The 13,627-nt window shown below is 67.4% G+C and carries 15 protein-coding genes; 7 read left to right on the plus strand and 8 right to left on the minus strand.

Annotated elements, in window-relative coordinates; translation table 11 throughout:
• The first annotated feature begins 22 nt into the window (after positions 1 to 22).
• The 4 genes from OO70_RS14375 to OO70_RS14390 all read left to right on the plus strand — a co-directional run bounded on the left by OO70_RS14375 (position 23) and on the right by OO70_RS14390 (position 2,702).
• The gene (locus tag OO70_RS14375; RefSeq protein ID WP_043669574.1) at positions 23 to 520 is read left to right on the plus strand and encodes a DUF5949 family protein; all 498 of its coding nucleotides are present in this window, start codon (positions 23 to 25) and stop codon (positions 518 to 520) included.
• A 203-nt stretch (positions 521 to 723) separates the two neighbouring features.
• Positions 724 to 1,242: a hypothetical protein gene (locus OO70_RS14380; protein ID WP_043669576.1), complete on the plus strand. Its 519-nt coding sequence runs from the start codon at positions 724 to 726 to the stop codon at positions 1,240 to 1,242.
• Positions 1,243 to 1,384: 142 nt separating this feature from the next.
• Complete coding sequence (locus OO70_RS14385) at positions 1,385 to 1,852, plus strand: tyrosinase family oxidase copper chaperone (RefSeq protein ID WP_043669578.1); 468 nt, start codon at positions 1,385 to 1,387, stop codon at positions 1,850 to 1,852.
• Positions 1,836 to 2,702, plus strand: coding sequence for a tyrosinase family protein (locus OO70_RS14390; protein ID WP_043669580.1), 867 nt, complete (start codon positions 1,836 to 1,838; stop codon positions 2,700 to 2,702). Before OO70_RS14385 ends, OO70_RS14390 begins: the two co-directional genes overlap by 17 nt.
• Positions 2,703 to 2,804: 102 nt before the next feature.
• Here OO70_RS14390 and OO70_RS14395 read toward each other — a convergent pair whose 3' ends face one another.
• On the minus strand, positions 2,805 to 3,107 hold the full coding sequence (locus tag OO70_RS14395) for a chaplin (RefSeq protein WP_043669582.1): 303 nt from the start codon (positions 3,105 to 3,107) through the stop codon (positions 2,805 to 2,807).
• 196 nt (positions 3,108 to 3,303) lie between these two features.
• Here OO70_RS14395 and OO70_RS14400 point away from each other — a divergent pair, with 196 nt between their 5' ends.
• Positions 3,304 to 3,843, plus strand: coding sequence for a DUF2087 domain-containing protein (locus OO70_RS14400; RefSeq protein WP_043669586.1), 540 nt, complete (start codon positions 3,304 to 3,306; stop codon positions 3,841 to 3,843).
• A 24-nt stretch (positions 3,844 to 3,867) separates the two neighbouring features.
• Here OO70_RS14400 and OO70_RS14405 read toward each other — a convergent pair whose 3' ends face one another.
• From OO70_RS14405 to OO70_RS14425, 5 genes are all read right to left on the minus strand, one after another.
• Positions 3,868 to 4,827 carry a D-2-hydroxyacid dehydrogenase family protein gene (locus OO70_RS14405; RefSeq protein ID WP_043669589.1) on the minus strand — a complete coding sequence of 320 codons (960 nt, stop codon included), beginning with the start codon at positions 4,825 to 4,827 and terminating at the stop codon, positions 3,868 to 3,870.
• 60 nt (positions 4,828 to 4,887) lie between these two features.
• Positions 4,888 to 6,438, minus strand: coding sequence for an APC family permease (locus OO70_RS14410; RefSeq protein WP_051741188.1), 1,551 nt, complete (start codon positions 6,436 to 6,438; stop codon positions 4,888 to 4,890).
• A gap of 229 nt (positions 6,439 to 6,667) precedes the next feature.
• Positions 6,668 to 7,114 carry a GNAT family N-acetyltransferase gene (locus OO70_RS14415; protein WP_051741190.1) on the minus strand — a complete coding sequence of 149 codons (447 nt, stop codon included), beginning with the start codon at positions 7,112 to 7,114 and terminating at the stop codon, positions 6,668 to 6,670.
• Positions 7,111 to 7,983, minus strand: a complete 873-nt coding sequence (locus OO70_RS14420; RefSeq protein WP_051741192.1) for an SAM-dependent methyltransferase — start codon at positions 7,981 to 7,983, stop codon at positions 7,111 to 7,113. Before OO70_RS14420 ends, OO70_RS14415 begins: the two co-directional genes overlap by 4 nt.
• A gap of 183 nt (positions 7,984 to 8,166) precedes the next feature.
• A complete protein-coding gene (locus OO70_RS14425) occupies positions 8,167 to 9,687 on the minus strand; it encodes a pyridoxal phosphate-dependent decarboxylase family protein (protein WP_043669592.1) in 1,521 nt (506 codons plus the stop codon).
• A gap of 1,014 nt (positions 9,688 to 10,701) precedes the next feature.
• On the opposite strand from OO70_RS14425, the gene OO70_RS14430 reads away from it, so the two are divergent.
• The gene (locus tag OO70_RS14430) at positions 10,702 to 11,019 is read left to right on the plus strand and encodes a histone-like nucleoid-structuring protein Lsr2 (protein WP_043669595.1); all 318 of its coding nucleotides are present in this window, start codon (positions 10,702 to 10,704) and stop codon (positions 11,017 to 11,019) included.
• Between the two features lie 64 nt (positions 11,020 to 11,083).
• Here the strand turns inward: OO70_RS14430 and OO70_RS14435 are convergent, their stop codons facing one another.
• A complete protein-coding gene (locus tag OO70_RS14435) occupies positions 11,084 to 11,908 on the minus strand; it encodes a helix-turn-helix domain-containing protein (RefSeq protein ID WP_324604856.1) in 825 nt (274 codons plus the stop codon).
• Between the two features lie 281 nt (positions 11,909 to 12,189).
• Here OO70_RS14435 and OO70_RS54565 point away from each other — a divergent pair, with 281 nt between their 5' ends.
• Entirely contained in the window at positions 12,190 to 12,573 is a 384-nt protein-coding gene (locus tag OO70_RS54565) for a hypothetical protein (protein ID WP_158711470.1), read from the plus strand.
• Positions 12,574 to 12,636: 63 nt separating this feature from the next.
• Here OO70_RS54565 and OO70_RS54570 read toward each other — a convergent pair whose 3' ends face one another.
• Positions 12,637 to 13,338, minus strand: coding sequence for a hypothetical protein (locus OO70_RS54570; protein ID WP_158711471.1), 702 nt, complete (start codon positions 13,336 to 13,338; stop codon positions 12,637 to 12,639).
• Between the last annotated feature and the right edge of the window lie 289 nt (positions 13,339 to 13,627).

A 13,627-nucleotide genomic window follows, 5' to 3' on the forward strand; every position in this document is an offset into this window, starting at 1 on the left:
GGCCCGTCGATAAGGTCGCGCGGTGACCTCAACCTCAAGCGAAACGCGCCCCTTCCGCGTCGCCGACCTCGGCACCCTCGTCGTCCTGGCCTGGAGCGGCGAGGCCCCCGACGGGGACATGCCCTATCTCCTCGCCTACACCCTGGGCGACGCCGCGGACGGCCCCGAGGCCGCCACCGCCGCCGTGGAACGGCTGCTGACCGACAACGGGCTCCCGGTCGGTGGCAACGTCGTCGACGGCGCCACCAAGCCCAGCCTGCCGATCACGATGCTCGTCGAGTCCGGGCAGGCCGTCCTCAACATGCCGCAGCTCAACGCCCAGTGCGTGCCGCCGCCCGAGTGGCTCGCGGCGGTCGGCGAACGCGGCTTCGCCTACCTCGTGTTCACCACCCGCCCGTGGCCCGAGGCCGAGCCCGGCAAGCCCGTCACCCCCGAGGCGCTGGCCGCGTTCGCCGGCTCCGAGGAGACCCTGAACGCCGCCGCGCACGTCATCCTGCCCGCCCGCAGCCTGCGCGGCTGATCACCGGACAGCGGGCGGGAACGCCGATTCCGGCCCGCTGACGGGAAGTCGATTCCGGCCTGCTGATGGGAATTCGGGAAAAGCTGACTACTGCGGCACTCGGGGGAATCTTGAACTGATGTCCTTCCCGGCATCGTTACCCGGTCAGCACGCAGAGCCTCAGAAGGCAGAGCCTCCGAATTCCGAAAGGGACCGTACTCGAGATGAAGTCGACCACCCGAGGAACCATCGCCGCCGTCATCACGGCCGTGGCGGCCGCGGCCGGCGCCGCCACCGCGACCCCCGCCGCCGCGCTCGGCACGGTTCCCGTGCCCGTGCCGCTGGAGGGCGCGGAGAGCGCCCTCGGCATGGAACTCCCCCACCTGGGCGGAGAGGTGCCGGTGCCCATGCCGGGCACGCCCGAGGGCCCGCGGTACGTCGAGGGCCGGCTCATCCCCGAGCGGGCACTGCCCCAACTCCCGGTCCACGGCGGCCTGCCCGGCCTCGGCCTGCGTGCCCCGCTGCCGCACGTCCTCGGCGACGGCTTCGACCACGTCGGCGTCAGCACCCCCGCCTCGGACCTGCGCACGCTGGCCCCGGGCCTGGCCCTGGACGCCCCGCTGACCCCGCCCAACCCCGACAACTTCGGCCTCCCGGACCTGAAGGCGCCCCAGGTGGGCGTGCTGGCGCCGGTCCTGCAGACCGTGCCGGGCGCGGACCTGGTCACGGGGGCCGGCCTCTAGGCCTCGTAGCGCAGCGGTGGACATGGGCCCGGGTGGTGCGACCCGGGCCCTTCCGTTTGCCCTGAGCCTTTCGGACGGTGACCGTGCGGGGTGTCGGACGGTTAGCCCCTCGGACGAAGCGGAACGGACGAGGGAGTTGGCCATGAGCGTGAGCGTCGGTGGAGTGCCGGTGGGCGGGGAGGCGTTGAGCCCGGTGAGACCGGGGCCGGTGCGCAGGACGCGGCGGGACGCGTTGCGCGGGGTGTTCGGTGCCGCGCTCGCCGTGGCTCTCGTGCCCGTCGTCGCGGCCTCGCGGCCCACGCGCTCCGGTGCGGATCCCGGGGACACCGCCTTCGACGAGACGTACCGGGGCCGTCGTATCCACGGTGTGCTGAAGGGCAGTTGGGAGGTGACGGTGGACGGCCGGCCGTTGCATCTGATGCGCCGGGCCGACGGCACCTGGCTCAGCATGGTCGACCACTACCGCTCGTATCCCACCGCGCTGGAGGCGACCCGCGCGGCTGTCGACGAGCTGAGCCCCGGCCGTGAACTGCGCGAGGCGGACGGGCAGATGGGGCAGATGCACATGGGGCAGATGCACATGGGGGGAGACCATGGCGTACACGCGTAAGGACGTCAGCACCCTCACCGCGGCCGAGAAGCGGCGGTTCGTGGCGGCGCTCCTCGAGATCAAACGGCGGGGCGAGTACGACGAGTTCGTGCGCACGCACATCGAGTTCTTCGTGCCCGACGGGGAGTACGGACTGCGCTCCGCGCACATGGCGCCCTCCTTCCTGCCCTGGCACCGGCAGTTCCTGCTGGACCTGGAGCGGGCCCTGCGCCGCGTCGACTCCTCGGTGACGGTGCCCTATTGGGACTGGACGCGGGACCGCTCCGCGACCGCCCTGCCCTGGACGAAGGACCTGCTCGGCGGCACCGGGCGGCGCTCCGACCACCGGGTGACGACCGGGCCGTTCGCCTACGCGACGGGCAACTGGACGATCAAGGAGGGGATCACCGACGAGCCGTACCTCACCCGGGACCTCGGCCACGCGGCCGCGCCGATCGCGCTGCCGACGAGGAGCGACCTGGACGGGGCGCTCGCCGATCCCGTCTACGACACGGCGCCCTGGGACTCGACCTCCCGCAAGGGGTTCCGCAACCGGCTCGAAGGGTGGGGCACCGGGTCGGGCAGCGCGTCCTGGCGCAACCACAACCGGGTCCACAAGTGGGTCGGGGGTGTGATGCTCGGCGGCGCCTCCGTCAACGACCCGGTCTTCTGGCTCCACCACGCCTTCATCGACCTCCAGTGGTCGCGCTGGCAGAGCAGGCACCGCGGCGCCCGCTATCTGCCGGCGCGGCCGCCGGGGCCGGGCGACGACCAGGAGGGGCGGGTCGTGGCACGGCAGGAGCGGATGCCGCCGTGGGACGTGACGCCGGAGCAGCTGGAGGACATCGGCACCATTTACCGGTACGCGTGACGCGATGAACCGCCGCGGCTGACCGGTCGCGGACACGGGGAGAGCCCCGGCGCCTGAGGTGCCGGGGCTCTTCGCGTACGTCCGTCCGCGTGTGCGGTCGAATCAGTGGCCGTAGCCGTTGTCGCCGTAGCCGCCCGGGCCGGGGTGACCGCCCTTGCCGTGGTCGCTCACGTTGGCGCAGGTGTTGCCGAAGGCCGGGTTCAGCAGGCCGATCACGCTGATGGTGTTGCCGCAGACGTTGACCGGGATGTGGACCGGGACCTGCACGACGTTGCCCGACAGGACGCCGGGCGAACCGACGGCCGCACCCTGCGCGCCCGCGTCCGCCATGGCCAGGCCGGCGCCGCTGAGCGCCACAGCACCCGTGCCGAGGGCGACTACGGCCGCCTTCGCGATGCGAGACATCACGTTCTCCTTTGGTTCGATGAGTACGACGGCACGACTCGCCACCGCACTCCGAGTTCAACGCCGTGGCCCATGCCTGGTAACGGCGACAGCGCGGGGATCACCTTTTTGAACAGGACTTCGAGCGCCGGGAGTGGATGTTCGACGGCCGGAAATTCGGTGCCCTCGGCGGGGGGATGTCCACTAATCTCCCGGCATGGCAACCGACCAACTGTTCCGTCTGTTCGCCGAGCAGAACCGAGTGCGCGCCTTCGCGGCGGTGGCCCTGGGCGCGGAGACCACCGAGCAGGTCGCCGAGGTGGCCGGCCTGACCCCGAGGGGTACGGCCGTCGCCCTGCTCAAGCTGCGCGAACAGGGCGTGGTGAAGACCATGGACGACGGTGAACTGCGCGTCGACTACGACCTGTTCAAGAACCTCGCGCGCCAGGGCGAGGAGCCCGCCGAGGACGGCCCGGTCACCGGTGACGAGCACACCGACATGATCCTGCGGACCTTCGTCCGGGGCGGCCGGCTGGTCCGCCTCCCCGCCCAGTGGACCCGCAAGCAGGTGGTGCTCCAGCACATCGCCGAGCAGACCTTCACGCCTGGCGTCCAGTACCCCGAGCGCACGGTCAACGAGAAGTTGCGCGCCTGGTGCGAGGACGGAGAGGTCGACCATGTGACGCTCCGCCGCTACCTGGTGGATCTCCACCACCTGCGGCGGGGCGACGGCATCTATCAGCGCACCGAGGCGTGATCTCCCTGTCCTGATCTCCCTGTCCTACGGCAGCTGTCGTACGGGTGAACCCGCCAGGTAGGCCTGGATGTCCTCGACGGCCTGGCCGTAGTACGTCGTGTAGTTGGCGTGCGACACATAGCCGAGGTGGGGTGTCGCGAGGAGCCTCGGTGCCGTGCGGAGCGGGTGGTCGGCGGGGAGTGGCTCGGTGTCGAAGACGTCGAGGCCGGCGCCGGCGATCCGGCCCTCGTGCAGGGCGGCGAGCAGGGCGTCCTGGTCGACGATCGCCGCGCGTGAGGTGTTGATCAGGTACGAGGTCGGCTTGAGGAGGGCGAGTTCGGCCGGTCCGAGGAGACCGCGGGTGCGGTCGCCGAGGGCCAGGTGGATCGAGACGAAGTCGCTGCTCGCGAGCAACTCCTCCTTGGAAGCGGCGAGTTGTACGCCCACCTCGTCCGCGCGCTCCTTGGTGAGGTGCTCGCTCCACGCGGTGACGCGCATGCCGAAGGCCAGGCCCACCTGGGCGACGCGGCTGCCGATCTTGCCGAGGCCGAGCAGTCCGAGGGTACGGCCGTGCAGGTCGGCGCCGACCGTCTGCTGCCAAGGGCCGCCACCGCGCAGGGAGTTGCTCTCTTCGACGATCCCGCGGGCGAGGCCCAGCAGCAGGGCCCAGGTCAGTTCGACGGGCGGGGTCGAGGAGCTGGCCGTACCGCACACGGTGACGCCGTGCGCCTCGGCGGCGGCGTAGTCGATGACCGTGTTGCGCATGCCGGAGGCGACGAGCAGCTTCAGGCGGGGGAGCCGGGCGAGGAGCGAGGCGGGGAAGGGGACGCGTTCGCGCAGGGTGACGACGATGTCGGCGGTGGCGAGGGCGGCGGCCAACTCGCCCTCGCCGTCGAGGTGTTCACGCAGGCTCACGACCTCCACGGTGTCCTCGACCGACGACCAGTCGGCGAGTTCGGTCGCGACGTTCTGATAGTCGTCGAGGACAACACAGCGCAGGCGCACGGCGGTTGGGTTCCTTCGGTCGGGTCCGGGGTCCCGTTTCCCCGGTGATCACCCGGAACGCTACTCCCCTGGATCGCTGCTCTTCGCGAGGGTGATGGCCTTGCGGGTCGGGCGGCCCAGGGCCCAGAAGAGGACGCCGAGGAGCATGAAGACGGCGAGCGGTACGGCCTCGGTGAGGAGGTACTTCCAGCGCTCGGCGTGGGTCCAGCCGTCCACGGCGTACTCGCCCTTCTTGAACCAGTGGTCGCCGAGTCCGGGAGCGATCAGCTGCACGCTGGCGAACAGGATGAGCACGGTGAGGACCACGCTGATGGTGCGGGGGAAGGGCGCCCTGTAGGGGCGGGGGACGTCCGGGGCCTTGTAGCGCAATACCGCGAGGGCCGGGAAGATGCCCAGGTAGCTGATGAGGGTGGTGGAAATGGCGAGGCCGAGGACGGCGCCGAAGAGCTTCGCCGCGCTGCCGTTGGTGAGTTGGTGGGCCAGGACCAGGACGAGGGTGGAGACCAGGCCGCTGAGGATGTTGACCCGCACCGGTGTGCCGAACCGGCTGGAGATGACGCCGAGGAAGCGGGGCGCGGCGCCGTCGTAGCCGGAGACGGCGAGGGCGCGGTCGGAGCCCATGACCCAGGTGACGCCGGAGGACAGCACCGTGAGGATGAACAGGACCGCGGCGATGTCCCCGAGCACCGTGCCGGCGCCGCTGCTGGTGACCGTGCCGTCGGCGGCCACGTCACCGCCGTAGACGGTGAAGACCTGGCGGATCGCGTCGAGGAAGCCGCCGAGGCCGGTGATGGCCTTGACCGGGAGGACGAGCAGGATGCCGAGGATGGGGAGCGCGTAGAGGACTACGGCGAGGGCGGCGCTGCGGAAGATCGCGAACGGGACGTCCTTCTGCGCGTCGGTCATCTCGTCGCCGGCCGTGTTGGGCAGCTCGAAGCCGACGTAGTTGAACATCAGGACGGGCACCAGGCCGACGAAGCCCGCGTACGTCGGTGAGAAGTCGCCGGGGCCGAAGCCGTGCAGGCCGTGCTGGATGCCGTAGACGACGACCGTGATCGTGAACAGGCCGAGGAGGACGAAGCGGCTCCAGGCGCCGATGGTGGGGATCCACTTGCCGACGTCGAAGGAGAGGATCGCGGCGAGGACGCCGACCCAGATGAAGACGAGGGCGAAGACGTAGAAGGCGGGGGTGCTCAGGTCCTTGCCGTGGTTGAAGAAGGTCGTGTACGCCGTGACGGCGGAGACGGCGAGGGTGCCGCCGAGCCAGACCGGGTTGGTGATCCAGTACAGGAAGTTGTTGACGGCGCCCGCTAGGCGGCCGAAGGCCCGGCTGGTCCAGATGTAGGGGCCGCCCTCCTCCGGGAACGCGGCGCCGAGTTCGGCGGTCAGCAGCGCGGAGGGGATGAAGAACACCGCGGCCAGCACGATGAGCCAGGTGAACGCCTCGGCGCCGGACGAGGCGACCGTGCCGATCGTGTCCACGCCGACGATCGTGCAGAGGAGGAAGAAGAGGATGTCGAAACGGCCGAAGTGCTTGCGCAGCTTCTGCCGCTCCGCCTGGGCTGCGGCCGGCGCACCGGCCGGCTCGGAGGTTATCTGACCAGCGGCCACCGGGGCTCCTGCGGGGATGGGGAGGGGCGGGATTCGGCCAATGATCGGGGGCCATGGGAAACCCCACAAGCGTTCGGGGCCAAGTTTTGACCATTACGTATCCATCCGGACGTAACGGAAACCGGGCGGAAACACGGGCGTCGGTTGTGGCGGGTCGTGGCCGGTTGTGGGCTGTCCATCGCCGGGTTGGTGATCCAGGTCGCGAGGGACAGCCCCGGTGCTCTGCCGGTCACACAGTGGGCCACTTGAGATGGACGGCGGTCTCCTGGAATCCCAGAGTGCGGTAGAAGTCGGCCGCCCTGCGGGTCGGCACGGTCACCTCGACGTCCTTCGCCTCCCGGGCACGTGCCTGCGCGGCCCGGACCAGTGCGGCACCCGTACCACGGCCCCGCAGGGGTGCGTCCACCGTGAGTTCCAGCAGTTCGAGGATCGTTCCGCCGGCGAAGAGGGTGGGTACGCGCAGCGCGAGCAGGTAGCCGATCACGTGCGTGTCCTGACCGGCTTCGGCGACCAGGAACTCGGCTCCGCCGTCCGCGGCGGACTCGATGATCCGAGGGAACGTGACGCCGTCGAAGACCGCGCGGTCGGGCCGGTGACTCGTCACGAACCCGGTCAGCAGACGGTAGACGGCGTCGGCGTCCGAGGGGGTGGCGTCGCGGACGGTCGGGATGGTCACCTCGGCGAGATTCCCGGGCGCGGAGCGGGAGTTGATCGGTAGCTCGGTTTGCGCGCCATGCCGCCCCAGATCAACGGTTCGGGGAGAGCGGACGGCGGGACGGGGACGTCGGGACGCCAGTCGTCCAGAGGGACGAGGCCCGGTCGTTGCAGGGTGAAGTCGGCGAAGAACTGCCGGAGTTGATCCGCTGTGCGGAGCTGGCCGCGTCCTGTTTCCCCCTGGTAGAGGCGGAACAGCGTGGTGGCGCCGGTCGGATCGGCGTCGGACACCAGAGAGTTGAGGGCAAGGGCGCTGCCCGGGGCCAGACGTTCGCGGAGGGTGGCGAACTGGGCCGCGGTGGCGGCTGTTTCGGGCAGGAAGTGGACGACGCCGGAGACGATGACGCCGAGCGGGGCGGTGAGGTCGATCAGGGTGTGCAGGTCGGGGTGGTCGAGGACGGACGCCATGTCCTGAACGTCACCCAGGAGCAGTACGGACCGTCCGGGTTCCAGCAGTGGTCTGCCCTGGGCAAGGACGACGGGGTCGTTGTCGACGTAGACGACCCTGGTGTCGGGGTGGTGGCGGGCGGCGACCTCGTGCACGTTGTCCTGGGTGGGCAGGCCGGCCCCCAGGTCGAGGAACTGGGTGATGCCCTCGGCGGTCATCGCGGCCACGACCCGCACCAGCCAGCGGCGCATGGCGCGGGCCAGCAGGGGTGCTTGGGGGTTGGCGGCGGTGATGCGGTCGGCGGCCGCGCGGTCGGCGGGGTAGTGCGTGTGGCCGCCGAGGAAGTAGTCGTAGATCCGGGCGACGTTGGGTATGTCGGGTGCGTCGGATGCGTCGTGCTCGATACCGGGCGATGCCTGTGGCGCGACCGGATCGTCAGCCATGAGTGATCACCTTTCGCTCAACGAGCTTTTAACTGGCTTCGCCACGCGGCGAGTTGCGCGGGTGCCGCTCCACGACCAGAGGCTGTGCGGAGTTCGTCGGGCACGGCTTGGCAGGACACCATCTTCCGTCCAGGCGTCCGGGGCGGGAAGACGGCACCGGGTTCCGCGGAGGTCCGCATCGCCTCACTCTCCGGGGGCGGAGTGCTCGGCGTCGGCGGCGTGGAGGACTTCGCGGATCAGCAGGTCGAGGTCGTCGGTGGTGGTGCGGTAGTTGCACAGGGCGGCGCGCAGGACGGTACGGCCGTGGACGGCGACGGTGGCGAGGTAGGCGCGTCCGTTGTCCTGGACCCGGCGGGCGACGCGGGTGTGCAGGCCGTCCGGGTCGCCCCCGTCGGGGTCGGTGATCCGGAAGCAGGCGACCGGCCACGGACCGCCCGCCGGCAGGTGGAGCCGGGGTTCGGCGGTGATCCGCGCGCGCAGCCCGTCGGCGAGGGCAAGGTAGTGCTCGATCAGGCCGGTGACGCCGTCGCGGCCCAGGTGGTGCAGGGTGGCCCACAGGCCGAGGGCCCGGGTGCCGGGACGGGTCAGCTCGATCGTGGCATGGGACAGCCAGGGCAGGGCGTCCGGTTCACCGGCGGTGAGGTAGGACGCCTGGTGGGCGAAGGCCGTGTGCAGGTGCTCGGGGTCCGGGACGAGCAGCGCCCCGCAGCCCACCGGGACGCTGAGCGTCTTGTGCGGGTCCACGGTCAGTGAATCGACGCCGCCGACGCCCCCGTAGTGGGGCGCCAGGGCCGGCACACCGGCGCCGAGTCCGCCCCACGCCCCGTCCGCGTGGTGCCACATCCCCACGCTGCGGCACAGTTCCGTGACCGGTTCGAGGGGATCCACGGCGCCGGTGGCGGTGGTGCCGAGTGTGGTGACGGCGCAGAAGGGCAGCAGGCCCGCGTCCAGGTCGGCGGTGACCGCGGCGCGCAGGGCGGCGGGGTCCAGGCGGTCGTGCGGGTCGGTGGCGACGGGGCGCAGCCGGTGGGCGGGCAGGCCGATGCAGGCGGCTGCCTTGGCGACGGACATGTGTGCCTGGGCGCTGTAGTACAGGGTGAGGCGGGCGTGGTCGTGGTCGAAGGCGGGGCCGTCGCCGGAGCCGCGCCGGGCGAGGAACCAGGTGCGGGCGGTGGCGAGGGCGAGCAGGTTGGCCATGGAGCCGCCGCTGGTGAGGACCCCGCCCGTGCCGGCGGGCAGGCCCGCCAGGTCGGCGAGCATGCGCACGGTGCCGCGTTCCAGGTCCATCAGGGCGTTCTCGCCCATCCCACAGGTCGCGTTGACGGCACAGGCCAGCAGATCGGCGACGATCCCGGCCGGTGCGGGCGGCGAGTTGACCCAGGCGAAGAACGCGGGGTGTCCGTTCCCGGTCGGGTACGGTGCGATCTCGTCGCGCACGAAGTCCAGCACCCCGCCGAACTCCCCGCCCTGTTGCCGCAGTTGTCCCGCACGCAACCGGGACCGCACCCGCGCAGGCAGCGGACGGCTCACCGGGCCCTGCGGCAGTTCGCTCAGGTACCGGGCGACCCACTCGGCCGCCGCCACGAGTTCGTCCCGCAGCACCTTCGCGTGGACCGCGGGCGGCTCCGGGGACGGGCCGAACTCGTCGAACTCGGCGAACTCGCCGGACCGGGACGGAGCTTGGTCGTGCAAACGCTGAGCCATGGCGGCGTGGGGGGCCTTTCGTCGTCACAGGACCCCCTGGTCGGCGAAGCGAGGGCCATGATCGTAACGAGCCGCCACATCGGCCGACACGTGTGCCGGCACCACTCGACGTGGCGTCCACTGACCGGGCTGGAAAGGACTGAAGCCGCCATGCCCGCACGTCGAGGACCAGGATCAAGGGTCCTGCTACGGGGTGGGTGCGGACAGATGCTGTGGGCGCCCCCGGCAGGACTCGAACCTGCGGCCAAGCGCTTAGAAGGCAACGTGACTAGCCGGGACTCTAGCCTGCGGAAACGTGACCTGACTAGCTCTCAACACCCATACAGGCACCTTGCGCAGGACTCCCTAGTGAAGTTGCTTCGGTGTCTCACTGGTGTCGGCTGGCCACGGTGCCAGCCGCTCAGGTGCCCTCAGTCAGACAGCGAGGCTCTGAGTGCCCCTGTGAGCGCCGTTCAGGGAACCCCTGGGGTGATGGACTCCGGAGGGGAGCCAGTGGCCCACGGGGGCGTACAGGAGGGTCAAGGGCTGAGCGGGGGAGGAGTGGCAGGCAGGCAAGGTGAGGCATCCGTGTGTGGATATGAATACAAGGGGCCTGCCCTATGCAATGCACTGCCTTTCGGCCTGGCTTTCCTCCCAGTCTGTCGCCGCATTCCTCGCTGCATTCCAGGGTGAATTCAGGTCGGCAACCCCAAGGGAATCTGACTGTGGAGCGAATCGGTACAGACCGACCCGGGCATGTTTAATCCGGGCGGACATGGTGTGTGTGAGACCCTTTAAAAATGTGCCATAGAACTTGACGTACAAGGGGCCGTATGTGCCCTCTCGGACATCTCTGTATTCGTTCTCATGGGGTACGGGCTATAGTCCTCAATGCTCTGTAACGGGAAATAACACAGGGCAAGTAATGCATACGCCGTGCTGGCCCTTGTTTCTTCGTGCTTAGATCCTCTTGCGGCTCACTCCGGCAAGATGCCTGATATCCTCGCGGCAATCTCAGCCTCAGAGGAGTGAAGTATGGCACGCAAGACAGTCATCATCTGTGACATCTCCGGGAAGGAAGGAGCCGAAGAGGTCTCCTTCTCGTGGGATGGCCAGGCGTACACCATCGACCTTGCCGAATCGGAGAAGGGAAAGCTTGCCAAACTCCTCGGTCCCTACCTGGAGAAGGCGTCCAAGGTGAAGGTTGAGACCATCAAGGCCACACCCAAGAAGAAGAGTGGTGAGGTTAACCTTCAGGCCGTTCGAGAGTGGGCCAACAGCAACGGCTACCAGGTGAGCAACAGGGGGCGTGTCCCGGTGAAAATCATGGAGGAGTATCTCGCTTCTCAGTGAGGCCAGGGCTTCTTTCCCGCTACAGAGAGAAGGGCCGGGGAATTCCCGGCCCCTATCCGTGGCTCTACTGTCCTACAGGAACACCCCTGCTCCACAGTTCCTCTGCGTGCTCGGAGAAACGGGAGAACATCCCATCGTCACCCATGGAGCGGAGATGCAGGAGGGGTGAGTCGTGGCCAACCAGCCTGGCAAGGTGCGGGGTAACCAATGCCTCATTGTCGAATCGGAATACCGACAGGGAGACGTGGTTCACTGCATCAGGAGCGGAGGAGAAGCGAGTCTCGATACCCTCCACGTCCCCCAGCTTCTCTACGTTCTCCAGGGTGATCCTGATTCGAGTAGAGACGGTAAGAGCTACGTCCTCAATCTGCTCCCGTTGCCTGGTTACTTCTCCGCTGGGGTCGCCGAGGAGAAACCTCACTCGGCATCCATCTTGTGCTTTCCTGCGAATGGTTCCAAGGAAGTGGGGTACCTGAGTCCATAGGAAGTAGTTCGTGTAGCCAGCGAAGAACAATTCCTCGGTGGAGTTCTCTGTGAGTTCCGCCCAAACCGTCGAGGGGCAGGCCGACCGATATGGGTAGCTGTGAAGGATCTCCCTGTCCCCGCCCGTCTTGATCCGCTCCTTAACCACCTTGGGCCAGATCATCTCTTCGTCAACTCCCAGTGCATTACAGGCGTCTTCGCGGTTCCTGGCATGGGGGATCAGTTCGGAGTCGCTGACCCACCGCTCCACCGTCTTCCCTGAGACACCCACCCTCAGAGCCAGTTGCCGGGGTGACAGACCAGCGGACTCCATAGCTGATCGTAGGGCAGTGTTCAAGGCTCCCCCTAGGGACGTTTGGGCGTTCTTTGAGGCTACCGCCGAAAGTGCCCAACTGTCCCTGCCCATGGCTCAGTACGCCCCTTGTGGGTGGCCACGATGCAGGCATGGCGGATGAGGCAGCAGTGGACGGACTCCCATACATGACCCTCGCGGTGTACCGGCTGAACCCTGAGACGGGAGAGAAGACAGTCATCAAACCGGTTCGGACAGTGGTGGCTGGTGAGGTACTGATGACCTCCGAATTTCCTCCCCGTTCTTGCTATCGATGCAGGAGTAAGCGAGGTGGGTAGAAGAGGTGATATAAGAAGGGGCCGGGGTAATCCCGGCCCTTAATCGTTGGGGGAAATATGGGTGCTATATCTCTGGTCCTAGCTCCGTTCACCGTCCTCGTTTCGGAGCGTCAGCCTTGGTGGGGTGTCCTTGCTGTTCTGCTCGCCTTGTTCGGCCTCGTTATCTGGCTGGGTAAGAAGGGCTGGAAAGATGAAGGGGATACCTTCGCGGCTGCTCTCCTCTCTTACGGTGGGACTTTCGCATTCCACCTTATTGACTCCGCAGTGGGTGATGGAGGCTGGAACCTCTTCGATAAGAGGAATATCTATGTTGCCCTTTGGGCTTTCGTGGCCTGGACGGGGTTCATGATGGTCAAATACAACAGGGAGCAAGAGGAGCAGGCAAGACGCGAGAAGGCGGATCGGATAAGAAAGAGGATAGACGAGTCAAGAGGTGAATAGCCTTAAGGTGACTCGCAGGATGAACTCAGGAACGAAGGGGCGGGGATCATCCCCCGCCCTTTGTCATGCCGCCATCTCTAGTTCAGCCTTGATCTTCCGGTACTGGCCGGACACGTAAGAGCCACTGACCCCGATCTCCCTGGCTACCTCTGCTGCTTTCATCCCGGCCAGGAATCCATCCTTGATTGCCTTCTGGTTGTCGGTGAGCTGAACCTCTTCAGTGATATCGGAACCCCGAGCCGGCTGAACCTCTGAATTCTGAACCTGAACCGTGCTCTGAACTGAACTCTTCCGGCTCACAGTCTTGGTCACAGTGAACTCCTTCACCTGTTCACTCAGGTTCAGTTCAACCTCTCGGAACTTTCTCCGGTAGATAGGGGAAACCTCAGCAGCACATACCAGGATGACAGGCGAGATGGAATGGATGACTACTCCCACCCAATCCCCGTGAGCTACCGAACTCCAGGTGTTCAGGAACAGTGAGGATATCCCGGTGGTCCAGCGAAATACCGCTGGCCACCTTCCGCCGCTCAGGCCATGTCTGGACAGGGCAGCGTCAGCAGATATGGACAAGATGAATGCGGCATCGGTGAGTAAACCTAGAGCCCATCCTGACCAGCTCCATGCCGAGTGAGCAGAGACGAGAGGTGTGGAAGTCATGAGGGAGTAGAACACTGCTCCGGCAACAATAAACCAAAGCATGAGGTTCACAACCTTCCGAGTTCTGGTTACGGACTTCAGTTCACTTGTGGTGTCGTAGTTCATGGTTCAGATCTCCTAATGTGCTAGTGGTGGTTCAGAGGTTCACAGCGGTCCAGTTCAGTGGTTCAGGTTCAGGGCCCTCGCAACGGCTCGGACCCAACACGGATAGTGGGGAGGAAAGGACTGAGGCGGGGGAGAGGAGAGGCCGCGACGACTCCGCTAGGAGGAGTGGCCTCATGAAGGGGCAAGCATTCTGGTCCACTCGCAACGGCTCGTGGTCCGAATAGCGATGATGAGAAAGGATGAGCGGGGAGGGAGTATGAGCACGAGCAACAGATGCAATGCCAGGGCG

Source organism: Streptomyces xylophagus, from assembly GCF_000716435.1.
In the GTDB taxonomy this organism is placed as follows: domain Bacteria; phylum Actinomycetota; class Actinomycetes; order Streptomycetales; family Streptomycetaceae; genus Streptomyces; species Streptomyces xylophagus.

Bases quoted from the DNA above. Each gene is read 5' to 3' on its own strand.
- OO70_RS14400 (WP_043669586.1), top strand. From the start codon at position 3,304: ATGGCAACCGACCAACTGTTCCGTCTGTTCGCCGAGCAGAACCGAGTG.
- OO70_RS14430 (WP_043669595.1), top strand. From the start codon at position 10,702: ATGGCACGCAAGACAGTCATCATCTGTGACATCTCCGGGAAGGAAGGA.
- OO70_RS14420 (WP_051741192.1), bottom strand. From the start codon at position 7,983: ATGGCTGACGATCCGGTCGCGCCACAGGCATCGCCCGGTATCGAGCAC.
- OO70_RS14395 (WP_043669582.1), bottom strand. From the start codon at position 3,107: ATGTCTCGCATCGCGAAGGCGGCCGTAGTCGCCCTCGGCACGGGTGCT.
- OO70_RS14425 (WP_043669592.1), bottom strand. From the start codon at position 9,687: ATGGCTCAGCGTTTGCACGACCAAGCTCCGTCCCGGTCCGGCGAGTTC.
- OO70_RS54565 (WP_158711470.1), top strand. From the start codon at position 12,190: ATGGGTGCTATATCTCTGGTCCTAGCTCCGTTCACCGTCCTCGTTTCG.
- OO70_RS14385 (WP_043669578.1), top strand. From the start codon at position 1,385: ATGAGCGTGAGCGTCGGTGGAGTGCCGGTGGGCGGGGAGGCGTTGAGC.
- OO70_RS54570 (WP_158711471.1), bottom strand. From the start codon at position 13,338: ATGAACTACGACACCACAAGTGAACTGAAGTCCGTAACCAGAACTCGG.
- OO70_RS14380 (WP_043669576.1), top strand. From the start codon at position 724: ATGAAGTCGACCACCCGAGGAACCATCGCCGCCGTCATCACGGCCGTG.
- OO70_RS14435 (WP_324604856.1), bottom strand. From the start codon at position 11,908: ATGGGCAGGGACAGTTGGGCACTTTCGGCGGTAGCCTCAAAGAACGCC.
- OO70_RS14390 (WP_043669580.1), top strand. From the start codon at position 1,836: ATGGCGTACACGCGTAAGGACGTCAGCACCCTCACCGCGGCCGAGAAG.